Origin of the sequence: Bacillus safensis FO-36b (assembly GCF_000691165.1) — a bacterium.
Lineage (GTDB): Bacteria > Bacillota > Bacilli > Bacillales > Bacillaceae > Bacillus > Bacillus safensis.
Map to the genome: position 1 here is coordinate 109,969 of NZ_ASJD01000005.1, position 18,639 is coordinate 128,607.

The 18,639-nt window shown below is 41.9% G+C and carries 16 protein-coding genes; 14 read left to right on the forward strand and 2 right to left on the reverse strand.

All coding sequences use genetic code 11. From position 1 onward, the window contains the following. Positions 1-105 precede the first annotated feature (105 nt). The 3 genes from BA81_RS12700 (at position 106) to BA81_RS12710 (ending at position 3,722) form a co-directional block, all read left to right on the forward strand. On the forward strand, positions 106-1,284 hold the full coding sequence (locus tag BA81_RS12700) for an MFS transporter (protein ID WP_269199624.1): 1,179 nt from the start codon (positions 106-108) through the stop codon (positions 1,282-1,284). 107 nt (positions 1,285-1,391) lie between these two features. Then, entirely contained in the window at positions 1,392-3,293 is a 1,902-nt protein-coding gene (locus BA81_RS12705; protein ID WP_051627354.1) for a transglycosylase domain-containing protein, read from the forward strand. A gap of 18 nt (positions 3,294-3,311) precedes the next feature. Next, positions 3,312-3,722, forward strand: coding sequence for a thiol-disulfide oxidoreductase DCC family protein (locus tag BA81_RS12710; RefSeq protein ID WP_024425932.1), 411 nt, complete (start codon positions 3,312-3,314; stop codon positions 3,720-3,722). Positions 3,723-3,764: 42 nt separating this feature from the next. Here BA81_RS12710 and BA81_RS12715 read toward each other — a convergent pair whose 3' ends face one another. Next, the gene (locus tag BA81_RS12715) at positions 3,765-4,322 is read right to left on the reverse strand and encodes a YufK family protein (RefSeq protein WP_024423305.1); all 558 of its coding nucleotides are present in this window, start codon (positions 4,320-4,322) and stop codon (positions 3,765-3,767) included. Positions 4,323-4,507: 185 nt separating this feature from the next. Between BA81_RS12715 and malK the strand changes: the two genes are divergently transcribed. From malK to BA81_RS12750, 7 genes are all read left to right on the forward strand, one after another. Further along, positions 4,508-6,106 (forward strand): malate sensor histidine kinase MalK, encoded by a 1,599-nt coding sequence (malK, locus tag BA81_RS12720; RefSeq protein ID WP_024425933.1) that lies wholly within the window; start codon positions 4,508-4,510, stop codon positions 6,104-6,106. After that, positions 6,099-6,806 (forward strand): response regulator, encoded by a 708-nt coding sequence (locus tag BA81_RS12725; protein ID WP_024423307.1) that lies wholly within the window; start codon positions 6,099-6,101, stop codon positions 6,804-6,806. Before malK ends, BA81_RS12725 begins: the two co-directional genes overlap by 8 nt. 394 nt (positions 6,807-7,200) lie before the next feature. Next, on the forward strand, positions 7,201-8,283 hold the full coding sequence (locus BA81_RS12730; RefSeq protein ID WP_024425935.1) for a BMP family lipoprotein: 1,083 nt from the start codon (positions 7,201-7,203) through the stop codon (positions 8,281-8,283). Between the two features lie 159 nt (positions 8,284-8,442). Further along, positions 8,443-9,978, forward strand: coding sequence for an ABC transporter ATP-binding protein (locus tag BA81_RS12735; protein ID WP_024425936.1), 1,536 nt, complete (start codon positions 8,443-8,445; stop codon positions 9,976-9,978). Further along, on the forward strand, positions 9,971-11,017 hold the full coding sequence (locus BA81_RS12740) for an ABC transporter permease (protein WP_034282555.1): 1,047 nt from the start codon (positions 9,971-9,973) through the stop codon (positions 11,015-11,017). Before BA81_RS12735 ends, BA81_RS12740 begins: the two co-directional genes overlap by 8 nt. Continuing rightward, positions 11,018-11,977 carry an ABC transporter permease gene (locus BA81_RS12745; RefSeq protein WP_024423311.1) on the forward strand — a complete coding sequence of 320 codons (960 nt, stop codon included), beginning with the start codon at positions 11,018-11,020 and terminating at the stop codon, positions 11,975-11,977. It abuts the gene before it with no gap. Positions 11,978-12,153: 176 nt separating this feature from the next. After that, positions 12,154-13,491 (forward strand): 2-hydroxycarboxylate transporter family protein, encoded by a 1,338-nt coding sequence (locus BA81_RS12750; protein ID WP_034282557.1) that lies wholly within the window; start codon positions 12,154-12,156, stop codon positions 13,489-13,491. Positions 13,492-13,565: 74 nt separating this feature from the next. Here the strand turns inward: BA81_RS12750 and BA81_RS12755 are convergent, their stop codons facing one another. Continuing rightward, positions 13,566-13,775: a hypothetical protein gene (locus BA81_RS12755; RefSeq protein ID WP_024423313.1), complete on the reverse strand. Its 210-nt coding sequence runs from the start codon at positions 13,773-13,775 to the stop codon at positions 13,566-13,568. Between the two features lie 218 nt (positions 13,776-13,993). Here BA81_RS12755 and BA81_RS12760 point away from each other — a divergent pair, with 218 nt between their 5' ends. Genes BA81_RS12760 through BA81_RS12775 form a run of 4 tightly spaced genes read left to right on the forward strand, consistent with a single transcriptional unit; the run spans position 13,994 to position 18,639 of the window. Then, positions 13,994-16,399, forward strand: a complete 2,406-nt coding sequence (locus BA81_RS12760) for a Na+/H+ antiporter subunit A (RefSeq protein ID WP_034282561.1) — start codon at positions 13,994-13,996, stop codon at positions 16,397-16,399. Further along, positions 16,396-16,827: a Na(+)/H(+) antiporter subunit B gene (locus tag BA81_RS12765; RefSeq protein ID WP_024423315.1), complete on the forward strand. Its 432-nt coding sequence runs from the start codon at positions 16,396-16,398 to the stop codon at positions 16,825-16,827. Before BA81_RS12760 ends, BA81_RS12765 begins: the two co-directional genes overlap by 4 nt. Next, entirely contained in the window at positions 16,827-17,168 is a 342-nt protein-coding gene (locus BA81_RS12770) for a Na(+)/H(+) antiporter subunit C (protein WP_024423316.1), read from the forward strand. The genes BA81_RS12765 and BA81_RS12770 overlap by 1 nt, the downstream gene beginning before the upstream one ends. After that, entirely contained in the window at positions 17,161-18,639 is a 1,479-nt protein-coding gene (locus tag BA81_RS12775; protein ID WP_034282562.1) for a Na+/H+ antiporter subunit D, read from the forward strand. Before BA81_RS12770 ends, BA81_RS12775 begins: the two co-directional genes overlap by 8 nt.

Sequence of the window (18,639 nt, forward strand, 5' to 3'; positions counted from 1 at the left end):
TTCATCTGATGAAAGATCGTTTATTTTCCTTTATAATTATTAAGGAACACGAAATAAATAAAGAAGGTGGTCTCTATCACAAACAGGAAGAAAAACTTGTACATCATGTGGTTTGTGAACTTTTTTGTATCTGCGAGTATTACAATGATCGTCCCTTTTTTATCACTTTACATAGAATCTCTTGATAGCAGCTATTCAAATGAATTTGTTCAAAGATGGAGCGGATATGTCTTTGGGGTCACGTTTTTAACAGCCTTCCTGATTTCTCCGATTTGGGGGCGGATTGGCGACCGGCATGGCTATAAAAAGATATTATTAATTAACGGTATTGGCATCGCCACAAGTATTCTATTAATGGGGCTTGTGCACACCGTGTATCAGCTATTTGCACTAAGGCTCTTCATGGGGCTTGTCACAGGCTTTATCTCGACTTCAATGGCACTGATTTCTGCACAGACTGAAAAGGCAACTGCTGGTAAAACCCTTGGAACGATGCAGATGAGTAATGTCGCCGGAGGATTGTTTGGTCCGTTAATGGGCGGATTCATGGCAGACAGCGTCGGATTTATTTATACGTTTTTCCTCACAGCGGCTGTCATTTATGTGTCAGCTATTGTGATTGTCTTCGGAGTAAAGGAACAGCCGATCCGGTCAAAAGAAGCAAAGCGAGTTTCTTACTCACGGAAGGATGTACTCATTCACATTTTCAATCAGCCTTTGCTTGTGGTCACGATGCTTTTAACGTTTATTACGCAGGTAGGGAACTTTAGCATACAGCCGCTTTTGGCTTTATACATTCATGATTTACATGGTCCTGTCAATCTCGCTTTTTATGCGGGGCTTGCTTTTTCTGCAACTGGACTTGGCAATTTGCTGTTCACGCGAAAATGGGGGGATCTCGGAGATCGAATTGGTCACGACAAGGTGCTGCTTGCCCTTCTCATCCTCTCCTCTATTTTATTCATCCCGCAAGCGATGGCGGATTCATACGTCATGTTAGTCATTTTCCGTTTCCTATACGGGATGGCACTTGGCGGAATTATTCCGTGTACGACGGCGTATATCCGGATCAAAGCACCTGCTTCTATGCAAGGGGAAGTGCTCGGATACAATGTCAGCTTCCGTTTTCTTGGGAATGTCGTCGGTCCGGTGATCGGCGGCATTGTGGCGAGTCATTACGGGATTCCAGCTGTCTTTTATGTCACTGCCGGCATTTTTCTGTTTGGTGCGTTATTTTTATGGGCGGTCCGCTCGCATGCGAAGACGAATGAAAGGAGTGTCTGATCATCTTCAGATACTCTTTTTTCTTGCGTAAAAGCCTTATTCACTAGACTTCACGCCCATTCTTTTCTAAAAATAACCTTCTCGTATTCGCAAAAGAATGGTACGATATGGCTAGAAAATTGAAGAAAGTGAGTGACCTCATGTTTCGTGCAATCATTGGTTGGTTATTACTTGCTGCCCTCATCCCACTATTTGTTCTGACTTTTTATCTATCAAAGGAAGAAGCTGCAAGTGTAAAGCCTGTTAACGAAGTGCTTGATCAAAAAATCAAGCTGGAAAAGATAGATTTTTCCCAAAACAGTTATATGTATGACCGGGATGGTTCTCTTATCTCCGAGATCGTCTCAAACGATGAGAACCGGGTGTTCGTGAAATACGATAAAATCCCTGAACCTGTGAAGGAGCTGTTCCTTCGTTCAGAGGACCGCAACTTTTATGACCATAAGGGAATTGACTTTATGGGGGTTGTTCGTGCCCTTGCTGCAAACGTCAAAAACCATGGCATCAGCCAAGGAGCGAGTACGATCACACAGCAGCTGTCCCGCAACTTATATTTAAGCCATGAACGTTCGTTCAGCCGAAAGTTTACGGAGCTGCTCTATTCCTATGAACTTGAGCGGAAATTCTCGAAGGATGAAATTCTCGAAAGCTATTTAAATACGATTTATTTCAGTAATGGTGTTTACGGTGTCGGTTCTGCGGCTAATTACTATTTTGATAAGCCGCTTAGTTCTTTAACACTTGCACAAATGGCATTTATCTCTGCTATTCCAAACAACCCAACACTGTATGACCCATTAAAGCAGTTCAAGCACACAAAGAAACGCCAAGAACGACTGCTTGGTATTTTGAAGAAAGATGGCGTCATCACCAAAAAGCAATACAAAAAAGCCGTCAAAGAAAAAATCAGCCTTTCTTTAAGTGAAAAGAAAAACCTATACCCTGACTATGTGACATATGCCAATGAAGAGTTTACCGATCTTGTGTCTGATCAGGAGGGCTTTACAAAACGATTGAAGAAAGCCAAAACAACTGAAGCGAAAAAGGCGATTCAAAAAGAATTATCCGAAAAGGTCAGTGCCCTGCTCCAGGATGGTGTGAAAATTTATACGGCGCTTGATCCTTCCTTACAGCAAAGAGCCGTCTATCAGCTCAATGCTCAATTGCCTTACCAAGGTGTGGAAGGCGGATCAGCCGTCATTAATCATGAAACGCATCAAATTGTTGCACTTGCTGGCGGGAAAAACTATAAAAAATTTGATTTTAACTACGCTTATCAAGCGCAAAGACAGCCTGGTTCTGCAATTAAACCGCTTTTAGACTATGCACCTTATATTGATCTAACCGGCGCAACGGCTTCAAGCACCATCAGTGCCGGCAAGTTTTGCAGCAGCGGATACTGTCCGCAGAACTATAATCATAAAACGTATGGTACAGTCACACTTGAAACAGCCTTTAAACATTCTTACAATACCCCTGCGATCCGAATGCTGGATACAGTAGGTGTCAAAAAAGGCTTCAGCTATTTAGAGAAGTTCTCATTTGAGCATATTGTAGCGGATGATTACCGCCTTCCTTCTGCACTTGGCGGATTTACGAAAGGCTTCTCACCGCTAGAAATAACAGATGCATATACCGTCTTTGGCAACCAAGGAGCCTACACACAAAGTCATTCGATCACAAAAGTGACAGACTTAAACGGTAAGACCCTTTACAAGTGGAAAGAGTCGCCAAAGCAAGTATATTCTCAGCGTACAAATGAAACGATGCGTAAGCTGCTTACCTCCGTTGTGAAAAGTGGGACAGGGAAAAAAGCGAATTTCAATGCCCCTTACATCGGTGGTAAAACAGGGACATCCAATGACTACAAAGATATTTGGTTTGTGGGACTGACAGATCAGTACACAATGGGTGTCTGGGTCGGAAGAGATAGAGGAACGGTCGAATCGATTTACAATTCAAGCCCGCACTTACGTATTTGGAAAAATACGATGCAATACGCCAGATAAACAGGAGGTTTGATTGCGATGCATTCAACACATCCACCCCATTTAATTTTATTTGACGGTGTCTGCAACGTGTGCAGCGGCGCTGTTCAGTTTGTGATTAAGCGCGATCCGAATGAACGGATGATGTTCGCTTCATTACAATCAGATACAGGGCAGCGTATTTTAAAGGAAAACGGTTTGCCTTTAGATGAGTTCAATTCATTCATTTATATCGAAAAAGGGACCCTGTATACGAAATCGACAGGCATCTTAAAAGCCGCGCGGCATTTAAAAGGAATCTACAGATGGAGCTTTTTACTCCTTGCCATACCTCGCCCAATCCGTGATTGGTTTTATCAGCTGATGGCAAAAAATCGCTATAAATGGTTTGGTCAAAAAACATCTTGTATGATGCCTACACCCGATATTCAAAAGCGGTTTCTTTCATAAAAAAAGCATCCTCCATCATTGGAGGATGCTTTCTTTGTCTGCTTATGAAGGCAGACTTGCCATCACACTGTTATAAAGCTTAATAAATAAGTACAAAATACCGATCAAAAACGTCGCCCAAAACAGCAGAATAAACATCATAAATCCAATCAAATTCAGCATAGAAAGCGATTGATAAATGCGAACCACAACCCAGATAAAATAGACAAGACTTGCTAATGCAAAAAGTCCAACAAGCAGAATGAGCTGCTGCGTCAACAGAAATGCTAGCAAGCTGGCAAATAAATAAACAACGGATGCAATCCGAATTTTCTTTAAGTTCTCCCCTTCAGGGTCCTTAGCGAAAAAGAGCAGCGCCAGCTCTAATACCGTATCTGCAATCAGTTTTAAGGCAGATAAGATCATAAAATAAACAAGTGCAAAAGCAGCAAAGAGAGCAAGACGAATGCCCTGTTCAGAGAAAAATTCAAGCATTCCTTTTAAAATGCCTGCTTGAGTCAAGAAATCAGTCGTGATACCTACTGTGAAAATCGAAAAAGCAGAGCTGAATAGTAAAATTGAAATCAGCGGAAAATATCCAGTCAAATATGTATTTTTCATAAATAGATCCTTTCTCATAAGCTCACATTTATTATGGCTCACTTAAAACGGATTGACAAGATGCTTTCAAAGTAAACTGACAGCAAAATCAAATTTATGATTTTGCACGTACATTCCTTCACAAACTTACATTTTCCCGTTAAAGTATTACTGTTACGAAAAAATCGTGCGTTAGGGGTATACTCGTGAAAAAAACTTTAAGACTGCAAACACGGCTGACGATCTTTGTGTGCATCGTTGTCCTGATCTCCCTTTGTATCACATTCTTTACGATATGGTCGGAAACAGCCAAGAACATCCATCAGCAGGAACGTGACATTGCTCTCTCTACTGCCAAAATGGTCGCAGAGGCACCGATCACCGCACAATCATTAGAAAATCATTCATATTCCGCATTACGAAAATATACAACAAGTGTTCAGCAAATCACCAAAACCGAATTCGTTGTCGTCATGGATATGAACGGTATCCGCAAAACACACCCGAATCCGCAGAAGATTGGAAAGCGGTTTGCCGGCGGTGATGAAAAAGCAGCATTACAGGGAAAAGAACATATTAGTACGGCTTCTGGAACACTCGGCAGATCCATGCGTGCTTTTGTTCCTGTTTATGATCAAAATGGAAAGCAGCTTGGGGCTGTGGCCGTCGGGATTACGTTAAAGGAAATTGACTTGATTATTCATCAAAGCTTACTTCCACTCTACTTCGTCACATCACTCAGCCTTCTATCTGGCATCATTGGAGCACTCATCGTGGCAAGAAAAGTGAAGAAGATTATGTTTGGACTTGAGCCGGATGAGATCGCTACATTGTTAAAAGAACGAAGTGCCATGCTAGAATCAACAAAAGAAGGGATTCTTGCCGTCGATCAGCACGGTAAAATCAAACTGGCCAATGCAGAGGCAAAACGGCTCTTTCATAATATGGGCATTATGGTTGATCCTAGAGAACAAGATGTTCAAACTCTCCTCCCTTCAAGCGGCTTAAAACAGGTCATTGAAACACGCAAGCCGCTGCTTGATCGTGACGTGAGAATGAATGGACTGGAGCTCGTCTTTAATGAAGTGCCAATTACGGTAAAAGGTGAAATTGTCGGAGCCATCGCCACCTTCCGTGACAAAACAGAAGTGAAACATCTGGCTGAGCAGCTTAGCGGGGTCAAAATGTATGCGAATGCGCTCCGTGCCCAGTCACATGAATTTATGAACAAGCTGCATGTCATTTTAGGGTTGGTTCAGCTCAAAAACTACGATGACCTTGGCACCTATATCAAAGATATTGCGATCTATCAGCAAACGGAAACAAATGAAATCATCAACCATGTGAAAAACTCTGTTTTAGCAGGATTTTTACTAGGAAAACAAAGCTATATCAGGGAACAAGGCGCTGCCTTGGAGGTTATTTGCAGCACACAAGTGCCAAATACGGAGGACCCGGCAGTGACGCATGATCTCATTACCGTGATTGGCAACTTGTTAAATAACGCACTCGATGCTGTTTCACATACTGACACGAAAAACATCTCGATCTCCTTCAGATACGTCCATGAGCAGCTTCACATTGAAATCACGGACACAGGTGTTGGTCTCACGAAAGAAGAACAAGACATCATGTTTGATCAAGGCTTTTCAACTAAAGGAGAAGACCGAGGGTTCGGACTCTACTTCGTTGACCAAAGCATCAAGAAATTGAACGGACATATGATTGTCACGAGTGAAAAAGGAGAAGGAACGACCTTTAGTCTCCGCATTCCATATAAACAAAAGGAGGATTCACATGATTAATGTGTTAATAGTAGAAGATGATCCAATGGTTGGGGAGCTGAACAAACGCTACCTGACCCAAATCGACGGCTTTGAGTTAAAGGGGATTGCCACCTCCTTTCAGCAGGCACTTGAAGTGTTAAAAACAGAAGTCATACACCTCGTCCTGCTCGATATTTATATGCCTGGTCAAAATGGACTGGCATTACTAACAGAAATTCGCCAGCAAAATCATGCCGTTGATGTCATTGTCATTTCGGCTGCAAATGAAGTCGATGTTGTACAGCAAACGATGCGAAACGGAGCAGTTGATTATTTAATTAAGCCTTTTGAGTTCGAACGATTCCAATCAGCACTGGCAGAGTACAAACGGAAACACGCCCTGTATCAATCCATGAACAGCATTTCGCAAAATGATTTAGATGCGAAGCTTTTTCATAAAAAAGCAGAGGCGGAAAAAGTCCTCTTGCCAAAAGGACTGACCAAAAGCACACTTAAACTCATCTGGACAAGCATTCAATCATTTGGCCAGCAGGCTTTCACAACTGAAGACCTAGCCAATCATACAGAAATCTCTCAAGTCTCCATTAGAAAATACTTGAAGTTCCTTGAGGATATCGAAGTGGTGGATGTTGAAATGGCATATGGGACAATTGGACGTCCTGTTTTCCAATATAAACTGAACACGAGCAATATGAATTTGATTCAGCAATATCTTTAAAATACTACATCTGACCTTTCACAAAGGCCAGATGTTTTTTTATGGCATACGATGTAACAAACCCCTTGATATCAGTAGTTCTGCTGTAGCGGAGCACATCACAAAAGCGGCATTATATCATATTTCAGCAGATAAAAAGACATCAAATAAACCCATTTAACATTTTTTTAAAAATAAAACAAATTTCTATTTATTTATTCGATCGGAAATGATAAATTATGATTGATTAGTTCAACGAGATATAAGTCTGATGTCTTACATCTTCTCTCCTGCCCTCCATAAGTTTCATGAGAAAGCAGGATAAAATACCCTCTTCAGAAGGGTGAGAAGTGATAGTTCGGTCTTTTTTCGCGAGACTTTTCTGAAACTTTTAAATTTTATAGGGGGTTATGTTTTGAAGAAGCGCAAAATTGGACTAGCATTGTCCTTAGTCGTAGCAGCAGGAACCATCCTTGGAGCATGCGGCAACTCTGGCTCAAACAGCGGTGAAAGCAAAAAAGATAAAGATCAATTCACTGTTGCAATGGTAACTGATGTCGGTGGTGTCGATGACAAATCGTTTAACCAATCAGCTTGGGAAGGTTTACAAGCATTTGGGAAAGACAACAATCTAAAAAAAGGTAAAAACGGCTTTGATTACTTACAATCTAAATCAGATGCTGACTATACAACAAACTTAAACACACTTGCTCGTGAGAAATTCGACTTGATTTACGGAATTGGTTTCTTAATGGAAGATGCTATTTCTGAAATTGCGGATCAACGTAAGAAAAACCACTTTGCGATCGTTGATGCAGTCGTGAAAAAAGACAACGTAGCCAGCATTGTATTTAACGAAAACGAAGGATCATTCCTTGTGGGTGTTGCGGCTGCTCTTTCTACAAAATCAAACAAAATTGGATTCGTAGGCGGCGTTGATTCTGAATTAGTCAGAAAATTCGAAGTTGGCTTCCGCGCAGGTGTTGAAGCAGCTAATCCGAAAGCAAAAGTTGAAGTGAAATATGCCGGTGCATTCGATAAGGCTGACATCGGGAAAGCAACAGCTGAAAGCATGTACAAATCTGGCGTCGACATCATCTATCATGCTGCTGGCGGCACTGGAACTGGTGTCTTCACAGAAGCGAAAAACCTGAAAAAAGCAGATCCTAACCGTAAAGTTTGGGTTATCGGTGTAGATAAAGACCAGTATGACGAAGGAAAAGTACCTGGAACAAAACAAAGTGTCACCCTTACTTCTATGGTTAAGAAAGTAGACACAGCGGTACAAGACTTAACAACGAAAGCAAAAGAAGGTAAGTTCCCTGGCGGTGAAGTGATCACATACGGTCTGAAAGAAGGCGCTCTTGACATCTCTCCATCTAAGGAAAACCTTGATAAAGATGTATTAAAGAAAGTTGAAGAATGGAAACAAAAAATCATCAAGGGTGAAGTGAAAATCCCTGCAACACGTGATGAACTAAAAGATTTTAAAGCTTAATTTGAGCAGCGGGATAAGCGTGCCTTATCCCCTTGCCTCTCCTTTACCTCCTCTTTATTCGTAAAAGGTGGTAAAAGAAAAGCTGCAGCCTCGTTTTGCAGCTTTTCTTTTGCTAGTTTTTATCTTCATCAGCACCCTAAAAAAGGAGCGGTTAAACCTGTGGATTATGTCATTGAAATGTTGAATATACGCAAAGAATTCCCTGGCATTGTAGCAAACGACAACATTACGCTGCAGCTAAAAAAGGGCGAAATTCATGCGCTGCTTGGTGAAAACGGCGCTGGAAAATCAACGCTCATGAACGTGCTTTTCGGACTGTACCAGCCTGAAAAAGGTGAAATCAAGGTACACGGAAAACCTGTGACCATCTCTAGTCCAAATGATGCTAGTGATTTAGGCATCGGAATGGTGCATCAGCACTTTATGCTTGTCGATACCTTCACTGTCGCTGAAAACATCATTTTAGGTAAAGAGCCCAAGAAGTTTGGAAAGATTGACAAAGAACAAGCCATACAGCAAGTACAAGAGCTTTCTGACCGCTATGGTTTGAAAATAGATCCTGCCGCAAAAGTATCTGACATCTCTGTCGGCATGCAGCAGCGTGCAGAAATTTTAAAAACACTTTACCGCGGCGCTGACATTTTGATCTTCGACGAACCAACGGCCGTTTTAACACCTCAAGAAATCAAAGAACTCATACAAATTATGAAAAACTTAATCAATGAAGGCAAATCCATTATTTTAATCACCCATAAGCTGAAAGAAATTATGGATGCCTGTCATCGCGTGACCATTATCCGAAAAGGCCAAGGCATTCGTACACTTGATGTGGCAAGTACAAATAAAGACGAACTGGCAAGCCTCATGGTTGGCCGTGAAGTGTCATTTAAAACAGATAAAAAAGCGGCTTCTCCTGCTGAGGAGGTTCTTCAAATTCAAGACCTCACAGTAAAAGACGCCAGAGGAATTGAAGCGGTCAAACAGTTGAACCTCTCAGTGAAGGCTGGCGAAATTGTCGGAATTGCTGGGGTAGATGGCAATGGCCAGTCTGAATTAATTGAAGCCATTACCGGTCTAAAGAAATCAGAATCTGGCACGATCATGCTAAACGGGAAAGCCATTCAAAATCTCCCGCCTCGTAAAGTGACCGAATCCGGGATTGGACATATTCCTCAGGATCGTCATAAACATGGACTTGTACTCGATTTTTCAATTGGAGAAAACATTTCCTTACAAACGTATTATCAGCGTCCTTATTCAAAATTCGGATTATTGAATATGAAAAATATTTATCAAAAAGCAAAACGAATCATTGCGGAATATGACGTCAGAACACCGAGTGAATATACAGAAGCGCGCGCTCTGTCAGGCGGTAACCAGCAAAAAGCCATTATCGGCCGTGAAGTTGACCGCAATCCTGATTTATTAATTGCCGCTCAGCCGACACGTGGACTTGATGTTGGTGCGATTGAATTTGTTCATAAACGTCTAATCGAGCAAAGAGACGCAGGCAAAGCCGTTTTGCTCATCTCCTTTGAGCTTGATGAAATTATCAATGTCAGTGATAAAATCGCTGTTATTTTCGAAGGCAGCATTGTGGCCATTGTTGATCCAAAAGAAACAACAGAGCAAGAGCTTGGTCTATTAATGGCTGGAAGTACGCAACAGGAAGTGGGGAAAGAAGCAAATGTCTAATCGCTTAACAAATCTGCTGATTCCGCTTATAGCCATTGTACTTGGTCTTTTGGTTGGGGCCATTATTATGATGGCAAGCGGTTATAGTGTCATCGAAGGCTATAGCGCCCTTTGGAATGGCGTTTTCGGTGAAACCTATTATATGGGAGAAACCATCAGGCAAGTGACACCTTATATTTTATCAGGGCTTGCTGTTGCCTTTGCATTTCGGACAGGCCTGTTTAATATCGGTGTAGAAGGTCAAATGCTTGTTGGCTGGGTAGCTGCTGTATGGATTGGAACAACAGTCCATGCACCTATGTATATTCATCTGCCGCTTGCACTCATCACCGCAGCTGCTGCAGGTGCTTTATGGGGCTTTATTCCTGGATTTTTAAAAGCTCGTTTTTATGTGCATGAGGTCATCGTTACTATCATGATGAACTACATCGCCCTTCATGTCACAAACTATTTAATCTCAAATGTCTTAACAGATAATAAAGATAAAACAGATAAAATCGATGCCACTGCGTCGCTCCGCTCTGGATTTTTTGAGCAGATCACTGATTTTTCCCGAATGCATAACGGTATTTTTGTTGCCATTATTGCTGCGGTCGTAATGTGGATCATTATTCAAAAAACGTCTAAAGGGTTTGAATTACGAGCAGTTGGTATGAACCAGCAGGCATCACATTATGCTGGTATGAACGTTCGCCGCAATATCATTTATGCGATGCTCATTTCAGGTGCTTTTGCAGGTCTTGCAGGCGCTATGGAAGGTCTTGGTACATTTGAATATGCTTCTATTAAAGGCTCGTTTACAGGCGTAGGTTTTGATGGAATTGCCGTCGCTTTATTAGGTGGAAATACGGCTGTTGGTGTTGTCCTTGCTGCATTATTGCTTGGTGGATTGAAGGTCGGTGCATTAAATATGCCGCTTGAATCAGGCGTACCGACTGAGGTTGTTGATATTGTCATTGCGATCATCATTCTTTTCGTCGCCTCAAGCTATATTATCCGTCTTGTGATTCAACAAATGAAGAAAAAGGGGGGAAAATAAGTGGGATTTCTGCAAATACTTGAAATCATCGTCCCAGCTACACTTGTTTATGCTGCACCACTTATTTTAACCGCTCTTGGAGGCGTCTTTTCAGAAAGATCAGGTGTTGTCAATATCGGTCTTGAAGGGTTGATGGTCGTCGGAGCATTTTCCAGTATTATCTTTAACTTATTTTTTGCTGATACGTTTGGAGCCTTGACCCCGTGGCTTGGGCTTCTCGTCGGAATGGCCGTTGGCGGTTTGTTCTCACTGATTCATGCAGTGGCGACCATTACCTTCCGAGCTGATCAAACGGTCAGTGGTGTGGCGATTAACATGCTGGCACTTGGCGCAACATTGTTTGTCGTCAAACTGATTTATGGGAAAGCACAAACTGATAAAATTACAGAGCCTTTCTATAAAGGAGATATCCCCCTTTTAAGTGACATTCCGATCATTGGTGATATTTTCTTTAAAGATGTTTATTATACGTCTATACTCGCCTTAGCTCTTGCGGTTGTTGCTTGGTTTGTTTTATTTAAAATGCCGTTTGGTCTTCGTCTTCGTGCAGTCGGAGAGCACCCAATGGCAGCTGATACAATGGGTATCAAAGTGTATCGGATGCGTTATATCGCTGTTTTCATTAGTGGACTGTTTGGCGGTCTTGGCGGAGCTGTTTATGCCTCAACGATCGCGCTTGATTTCTCACATGCCACCATTACTGGACAAGGCTTCATCGCACTAGCTGCGCTTGTATTCGGTAAATGGCATCCATTTGGCGCAATGGGCGCCGCTTTATTCTTTGGATTTGCTCAAAGTTTAAGCATCATTGGCTCTCTCCTGCCGCTGTTCCAAGATATACCGAATGTGTATATGCTCATAGCACCATATGTGCTCACCATTTTAGCACTTACTGGCTTCATCGGACGTGCCGATGCACCGAAAGCACTTGGTACGCCTTATCTAAAAGGAAAACGATAAATACGATGTATGATCAATCCTCTGAAGGACAAACTATCTTCAGGGGATTTTTGTATGATAAAAAACTCAAAAACTCCTGTTTATTTTACTTTTATTACACTTATTTTAGTTTAATAAATAGAAGAGTGTCATTGAATCTTCTACAATTGAGACAAATAGCATTTGGGGGTGTTTATGTGGCTAATGCACAACAATTGAAATCGATTACAAACGATTCTGACAATAATAAAAGCGTTTTCCGTAAGATCATGTCTTGGAAAATTGGTGTTATTGATCTACCTGTGTATTTAGTACTTGCAGCGATTATTTTAACTGCCGCTTATTTTAATAAAATTCCAGCAAATATGCTTGGTGGTTTCGCTGTTATTATGATTTTGGGGATTTTCCTTGGAGATGTAGGACAACGTATTCCAATCTTAAAAGATATTGGTGGACCGGCGATTCTTTCTTTATTCGTACCATCGTTCCTGGTCTTTTTTAATGTTCTGAATCCGAACTCATTGGAAGCGGTTACGTCTCTTATGAAAACGTCGAACTTCCTTTACTTCTATATTTCTGCTCTTGTAGTAGGTAGTATTCTTGGGATGCAGCGAACGGTTTTAGTACAAGGCCTTATTCGTATGTTTGTTCCTCTAGTTGCAGGTACAATTGCAGCTGTGAGTGCTGGTATCCTTGTTGGCCTTTTAGTTGGTTACACACCGCATCATTCATTCTTCTTTATTATTGTACCGATTATTGCCGGTGGTGTTGGTGAAGGGATTTTGCCATTATCTATCGCTTATTCACAAATTCTTGATGTGTCAGCAGAGTCATTAATTTCTCAATTAATTCCTGCGGCTGTCATTGGGAATGTCATTGCCATTATCTGTGCTGGTGCAATGAAAAAGCTTGGTGAGAAACGTCCTGAACTGAACGGGAATGGCCGTCTTGTGAAATCTAAAGAAGCAAACGAAATTTTCGAACAGCCAGATATGGATGCAAAAGTTGATTTCGGGTTAATGGGTGCTGGTGTACTCGTTGCTTGTACAACCTTCATCTTTGGTGGTTTGTTAGAAAGCTTTGTTCATATTCCAGGTCCAATCTTAATGATTGTTCTTGCTGCTTTAATCAAATACTTAAACGTGATGCCTCAGCATCTTCAAAATGGCTCACAGCAGTTCTACAAGTTTGTATCAAGAAGTTTTACATGGCCGCTAATGGTTGGTCTCGGTATTCTGTACATTCCACTTGATGATGTAGCAACTGTCATCTCCATTCCATTCGTATGCGTATGTATCGCTGTTGTACTCGCAATGGTTGGTTCTGGTTACTTCGTTGGAAAACTAATGAACATGTATCCAGTAGAATCAGCTATTGTCACTGGCTGTCACAGCGGACTTGGCGGTACTGGTGACGTTGCCATTCTTTCAGCTTCTGGGAGAATGGGTCTTATGCCTTTCGCACAAGTATCTACACGGCTTGGCGGAGCAGCAACAGTCATCTGTGCAACGATCTTACTCAGAATGTTTAGTTAAACATTCACACAAAAAAAGCATGGGCTCTCACATGGACCCATGCTTTTTTTATATTTCTTTTCTCCTATAGGATCTTATTCATCAGCTAATACAATTCGTAAATATTCCCTGGGCTGAAAAGGATACAGCTTGGTTTCTTGATAGCTCATGTGAAGAAGATGCTCAGAAAACAGCGGCCATTCACTCCCGGCCTGCCACCTTTTTTGATCATTTCGGTCAATCAAGAATGCTCCTCCTAAAATCGTGCAGAATAGGCTTAAGCTGATGGCGATCTTTCGTTTCATTTGATCAGCTCCTTTAAGAAAAGCATGTACGAAAAACAAAACAATATACAATGAGTATCATTTTTGATAAAATTATTTTGTGGTCAAAAGAACCTAAAATAAATACAGTTTGCTTGAAATCGTTTCAAACCAATGCACTATGGCTGTATTTACGCTATAATTTTAATTACCAGTTCTTTAGAACGTGAATTTATATTGATCAAAGGAGGTTCATTTTCTTGCAGCTTATTCACTTCGCCATCCTATCACCTTTTTTACTCGCTTTTGTTGTACCTTTCCTTTACAAATATGTGAGACGTATACATACAGGATGGTTTGTTCTCATCTTGCCGATTCTTTTATTTACCTATTTCATCCAAATGTTACACATCACTTCGAATGGACGAACGCTTTTCTCACAGGCTGAATGGATTCCATCTTTAGGGATGAATTTCACTGTGTATGTCGATGGTCTCAGCCTGTTATTTGCTTTATTAATTACAGGTATCGGCTCACTAGTGGTGCTGTACAGTATTTTCTACTTATCAAAGGAAAAAGAACAGCTTGGCTCTTTCTACACGTATTTGCTCATGTTTATGACCGCGATGCTGGGTGTCGTTCTTTCTGACAACATGGTCGTTCTATACTTGTTTTGGGAGTTAACGAGTATCTCTTCCTTCCTCTTAATTGGGTATTGGTATAAGCGGGACCGCTCTAGGTATGGAGCAACGAAATCACTGCTTATTACTGTTTTTGGCGGATTAGCTATGCTTGGCGGCTTCATCCTCATTTACCTGATTACTGATTCATTCAGTATTCGTGAAGCAGTGAATCAGCTTCAGCTCATTATGGCATCACCTTATTTTATCCCTGCCATGATCCTAATCTTACTAGGTGCCTTTACGAAATCAGCGCAGTTCCCATTCTATATCTGGCTGCCTGATGCAATGGAAGCACCGACCCCTGTGAGCAGTTATCTGCATTCTGCTACGATGGTGAAAGCCGGTATTTATCTTGTTGCCCGCTTCAGTCCAATCTTTGCTATATCAGAGGTATGGTTCTGGACCATTTCCATCGTGGGACTTGTCACATTATTCTGGGGATCATTCCACGCCGTCCGGCAAAACGATTTGAAAGCCATTCTGGCCTATTCGACAGTGAGTCAGCTCGGCATGATTATGCTCATGCTTGGCGTCGGCGCAGCTGCGATTCATGAAAACAATCCTGCCTTTTTTGGCGCAGCCGTTCTTGCAGCTATTTTTCACCTCATTAACCATGCTACGTTTAAAGGCAGTCTCTTTATGGCAGCTGGTATTATCGATCATGAAACAGGAACTCGTGACATTCGGAAATTAGGCGGATTAATGACGATCATGCCGATTACCTTCACCATTACGTTAATCGGTACATTTTCAATGGCCGGATTACCGCCATTTAACGGTTTCTTAAGTAAAGAGCTATTTTTCACAAGTATGATACGGATTTCCGATATCAGCTTTACGGACGTTTCAACATGGGGTGCCATCTTCCCAGCACTCGCTTGGCTCGCTAGTGTCTTTACGTTCATTTATAGTATGATGCTCCTCTTTAAAACTTTTAGAGGCCGTCTGAATATAGACCAATTGGAGAAAAAACCGCATGAAGCACCGATCGGCATGCTCATTCCGCCCATCATTCTAGCTGCACTTGTGGTCACCTTCTTCTTTTTCCCTAATATTCTTGCCTATTCTGTCATTGAACCCGCAATTGCGGCGATCATTCCTGAAGCGATTGAAACAGGAAGCCGGTTTTCTGTAAAAATTGAAGCATGGCATGGCTTCCAGCCAGAACTCTATATGACAATAGGTGTTGTTGTACTCGGCACAATCGGCTACTTGACGCTTTCAAAATGGCGTCCAATATACAACATCTTTAAGGAAAAATGGTCATTTAACGCTTTATACGACCGCTCTCTTATCGGTTTGGAAAAAGGTTCATACCGCCTGACAAACAGTTATATGACTGGTTTTCTTCGTGACTATCTTGTCTATGTGTTTGGGTTCATGATTATCGTCATTGGCGGCGTGATGTTTTATCAGCAGGCCTTTTCATTTCAAACAGATCAGGCTGCCTCAATTGGCACGTATGAGGTGATTCTTTCACTTGTGATGGTGGCGGCGACGATTGCCACAGTATTCGCAAGCTCACGATTAACAGCTATTATTGCTCTAGGTGTCATGGGCTACACGCTGTCACTATTCTTCGTGATTTTCAGAGCACCTGACCTTGCGCTGACGCAGTTGATTATTGAAACGATTTCAGTCGCACTGTTTTTGCTTTGCTTCTATCATTTGCCGAAGCTGAGCTTAAAGCAAAAAACGAGAAGATTCAAAATGACCAATTTCATCATTTCTTTAGGTGTTGGGGTTGTTGTCACTTGTCTAGCCTTCGCTTCCACAAGTCAGCAGTCACTTGACACCATCTCAACTTACTTTATTGAAAACAGCTACAAACTTGCTGGCGGTGACAATATTGTTAATGTCATTCTTGTAGATTTCAGGGGCTTTGATACCCTTTTTGAAATTACCGTGCTCGCCATTGCGGCACTTGGTATTTATGGGTTATTAAAAACACAAGTAAAACGGAAGAGAGGTGTGCGGCGATGAGAAAGATTGATACGAATGATATGCTTTTGCAAGTCACAACAAAAATCACAGCATTCATCATCTTGCTTTTCTCCCTTCACCTATTTCTTGCAGGACATAACAATCCTGGCGGCGGATTCATTGGCGGCCTGATGAGTGCTGCGGCTGTCGTTCTTCTGCTTTTAGCCTATGATCTGAAAACAGTAAGACGCATTTTGCCATTTGACTTTATTTATGTAACTGGAGCCGGTTTGCTCGTTGCGATCCTGACAGGTATGGGATCCTTTCTATTCGGTGCACCTTTTCTATCCCATGCATTTGATTATTTTCAATTACCGTTTTTAGGAAAAACAGAACTAGCGACAGCCGTCCTGTTTGATATCGGTGTGTATTTGGTTGTTGTCGGTGTCACCATGACCATTATTCAAATGATTGGAGAGAAGGAATAATGGAATTTCTAATGTCTATTATCGTCGGAATTATTTTTATGGCGGCGACCTATTTGATGCTGTCAAAGAGCCTTCTGCGGGTCATCGTCGGTACTGCTGTTTTGAGTCACGGCGTCCACTTGCTTCTTTTAACAATGGGCGGTTTAAAAAAAGGAGCGCCTCCCGTTCTAAAAGAGGGGCTCACATCCTATGTAGATCCATTACCACAAGCATTAATTTTAACAGCCATTGTCATTGCTTTTGGTGTGACATCCTTATTACTTGTCATGGCCTTCCGTGCCTTCCAAGAGCTGCGAACAGATGACATGGATCAAATGAGAGGAAATGATCAGCATGAATAATCTCGTGATCCTGCCTATTTTAATTCCATTACTAGCTGCTACACTGTTGATCTTTATGAATAAAAACATCATGCTGTCAAGAGTCTTTAGTGTCTTGGCATCTCTTTCAGCCATTATATGTAATGCATATTTGGTTCAAACGATTTTCACAAATGGGATACAAACCCTTTATTTGGGCGGCTGGAAAGCACCATTTGGGATTGCCCTTGTGGCCGATCAATTTGCTGCACTCCTTGTACTGACCGCTTCCGTTGTCGGGCTTGTGACAGTCTTCTTCTCCTTTCAAACGATTGGGAAAGAAAGAGAGCGTCTCTTCTATTATTCTGGCGTGCAGTTTTTGTTAGCTGGCGTGAGCGGAGCCTTTTTAACAGGAGATATTTTCAACCTGTTTGTATTCTTTGAATTACTGCTGATGGCGTCTTATATGCTCATTGTATTAGGCGGATCAAAGCCTCAGCTTCGTGAATCACTCAAATATATTGTGTTTAATATCATCTCGTCGGCATTATTTATTGTCGGAGTCGCCTGTTTATATGCAGTGACGGGTACGCTCAATATGGCTGATTTAAGTGTGAAAATAGCTGAATCAGGGCAAACAGGGCTAATCACTGTTATTTCCATCCTGTTCCTCATTGTATTCGGCTTAAAAGCTGGGATCTTCCCGCTTTATTTCTGGCTGCCAGGATCGTATCACGCGCCGCCAGCAGCGATTTCAGCTCTATTTGGGGCTTTGCTGACAAAGGTTGGCTTATATGCGATTGCCAGAGTCTTTACATTAATTTTTATACACGATACAGGCTTCACCCATACACTCATGGCGTGGCTTGCCGCACTGACGGTGATATTCGGTGTGATAGGCTCGATCGCCTATTCTGATGTGCAGAAGATCGTGATTTATAACATTGTCACAGCTGTTGGGGTCATTTTGTTTGGATTTGCAGCCAACACACCTGCATCACTCCAAGGTGCCATTTATTATCTCATTCACGACATGGTGATCAAAGGGGCTTTATTTATGCTGGCAGGTGCCCTCTTTGTGTATGCTGGTACAAATCAACTGAAAAAAATGGGCGGACTGATTCAATCCCAGCCTCTATTAGGATGGATGTTCTTCATATCGGCTTTATCGCTTGCAGGAATTCCGCCGCTGAGTGGCTTTGTTGGAAAACTAAAAATTGTGGAAGGTGGATTTTCTGCTGGACACATGACGTTTTCTATCCTGATCTTACTGTCCAGTCTTCTTGTCCTCTACTCTATTATGAAGATTTTCATGTCCGCATTTTGGGGCGAGGAACAGGATATGCGAAGAAGAAAGCCGTCAATTAAAGGAATGGTGTACCCTGGCGTACTGCTTGTCGTCTTATCGCTTGCCATTGGGTTAGGGACAGAGTTCATTGCCCCTTATATCAATCAAGCAGCGGAAATGCTCTCTACACCAGAAAAATATATTCAAGCTGTGCTGAAGGAGTAG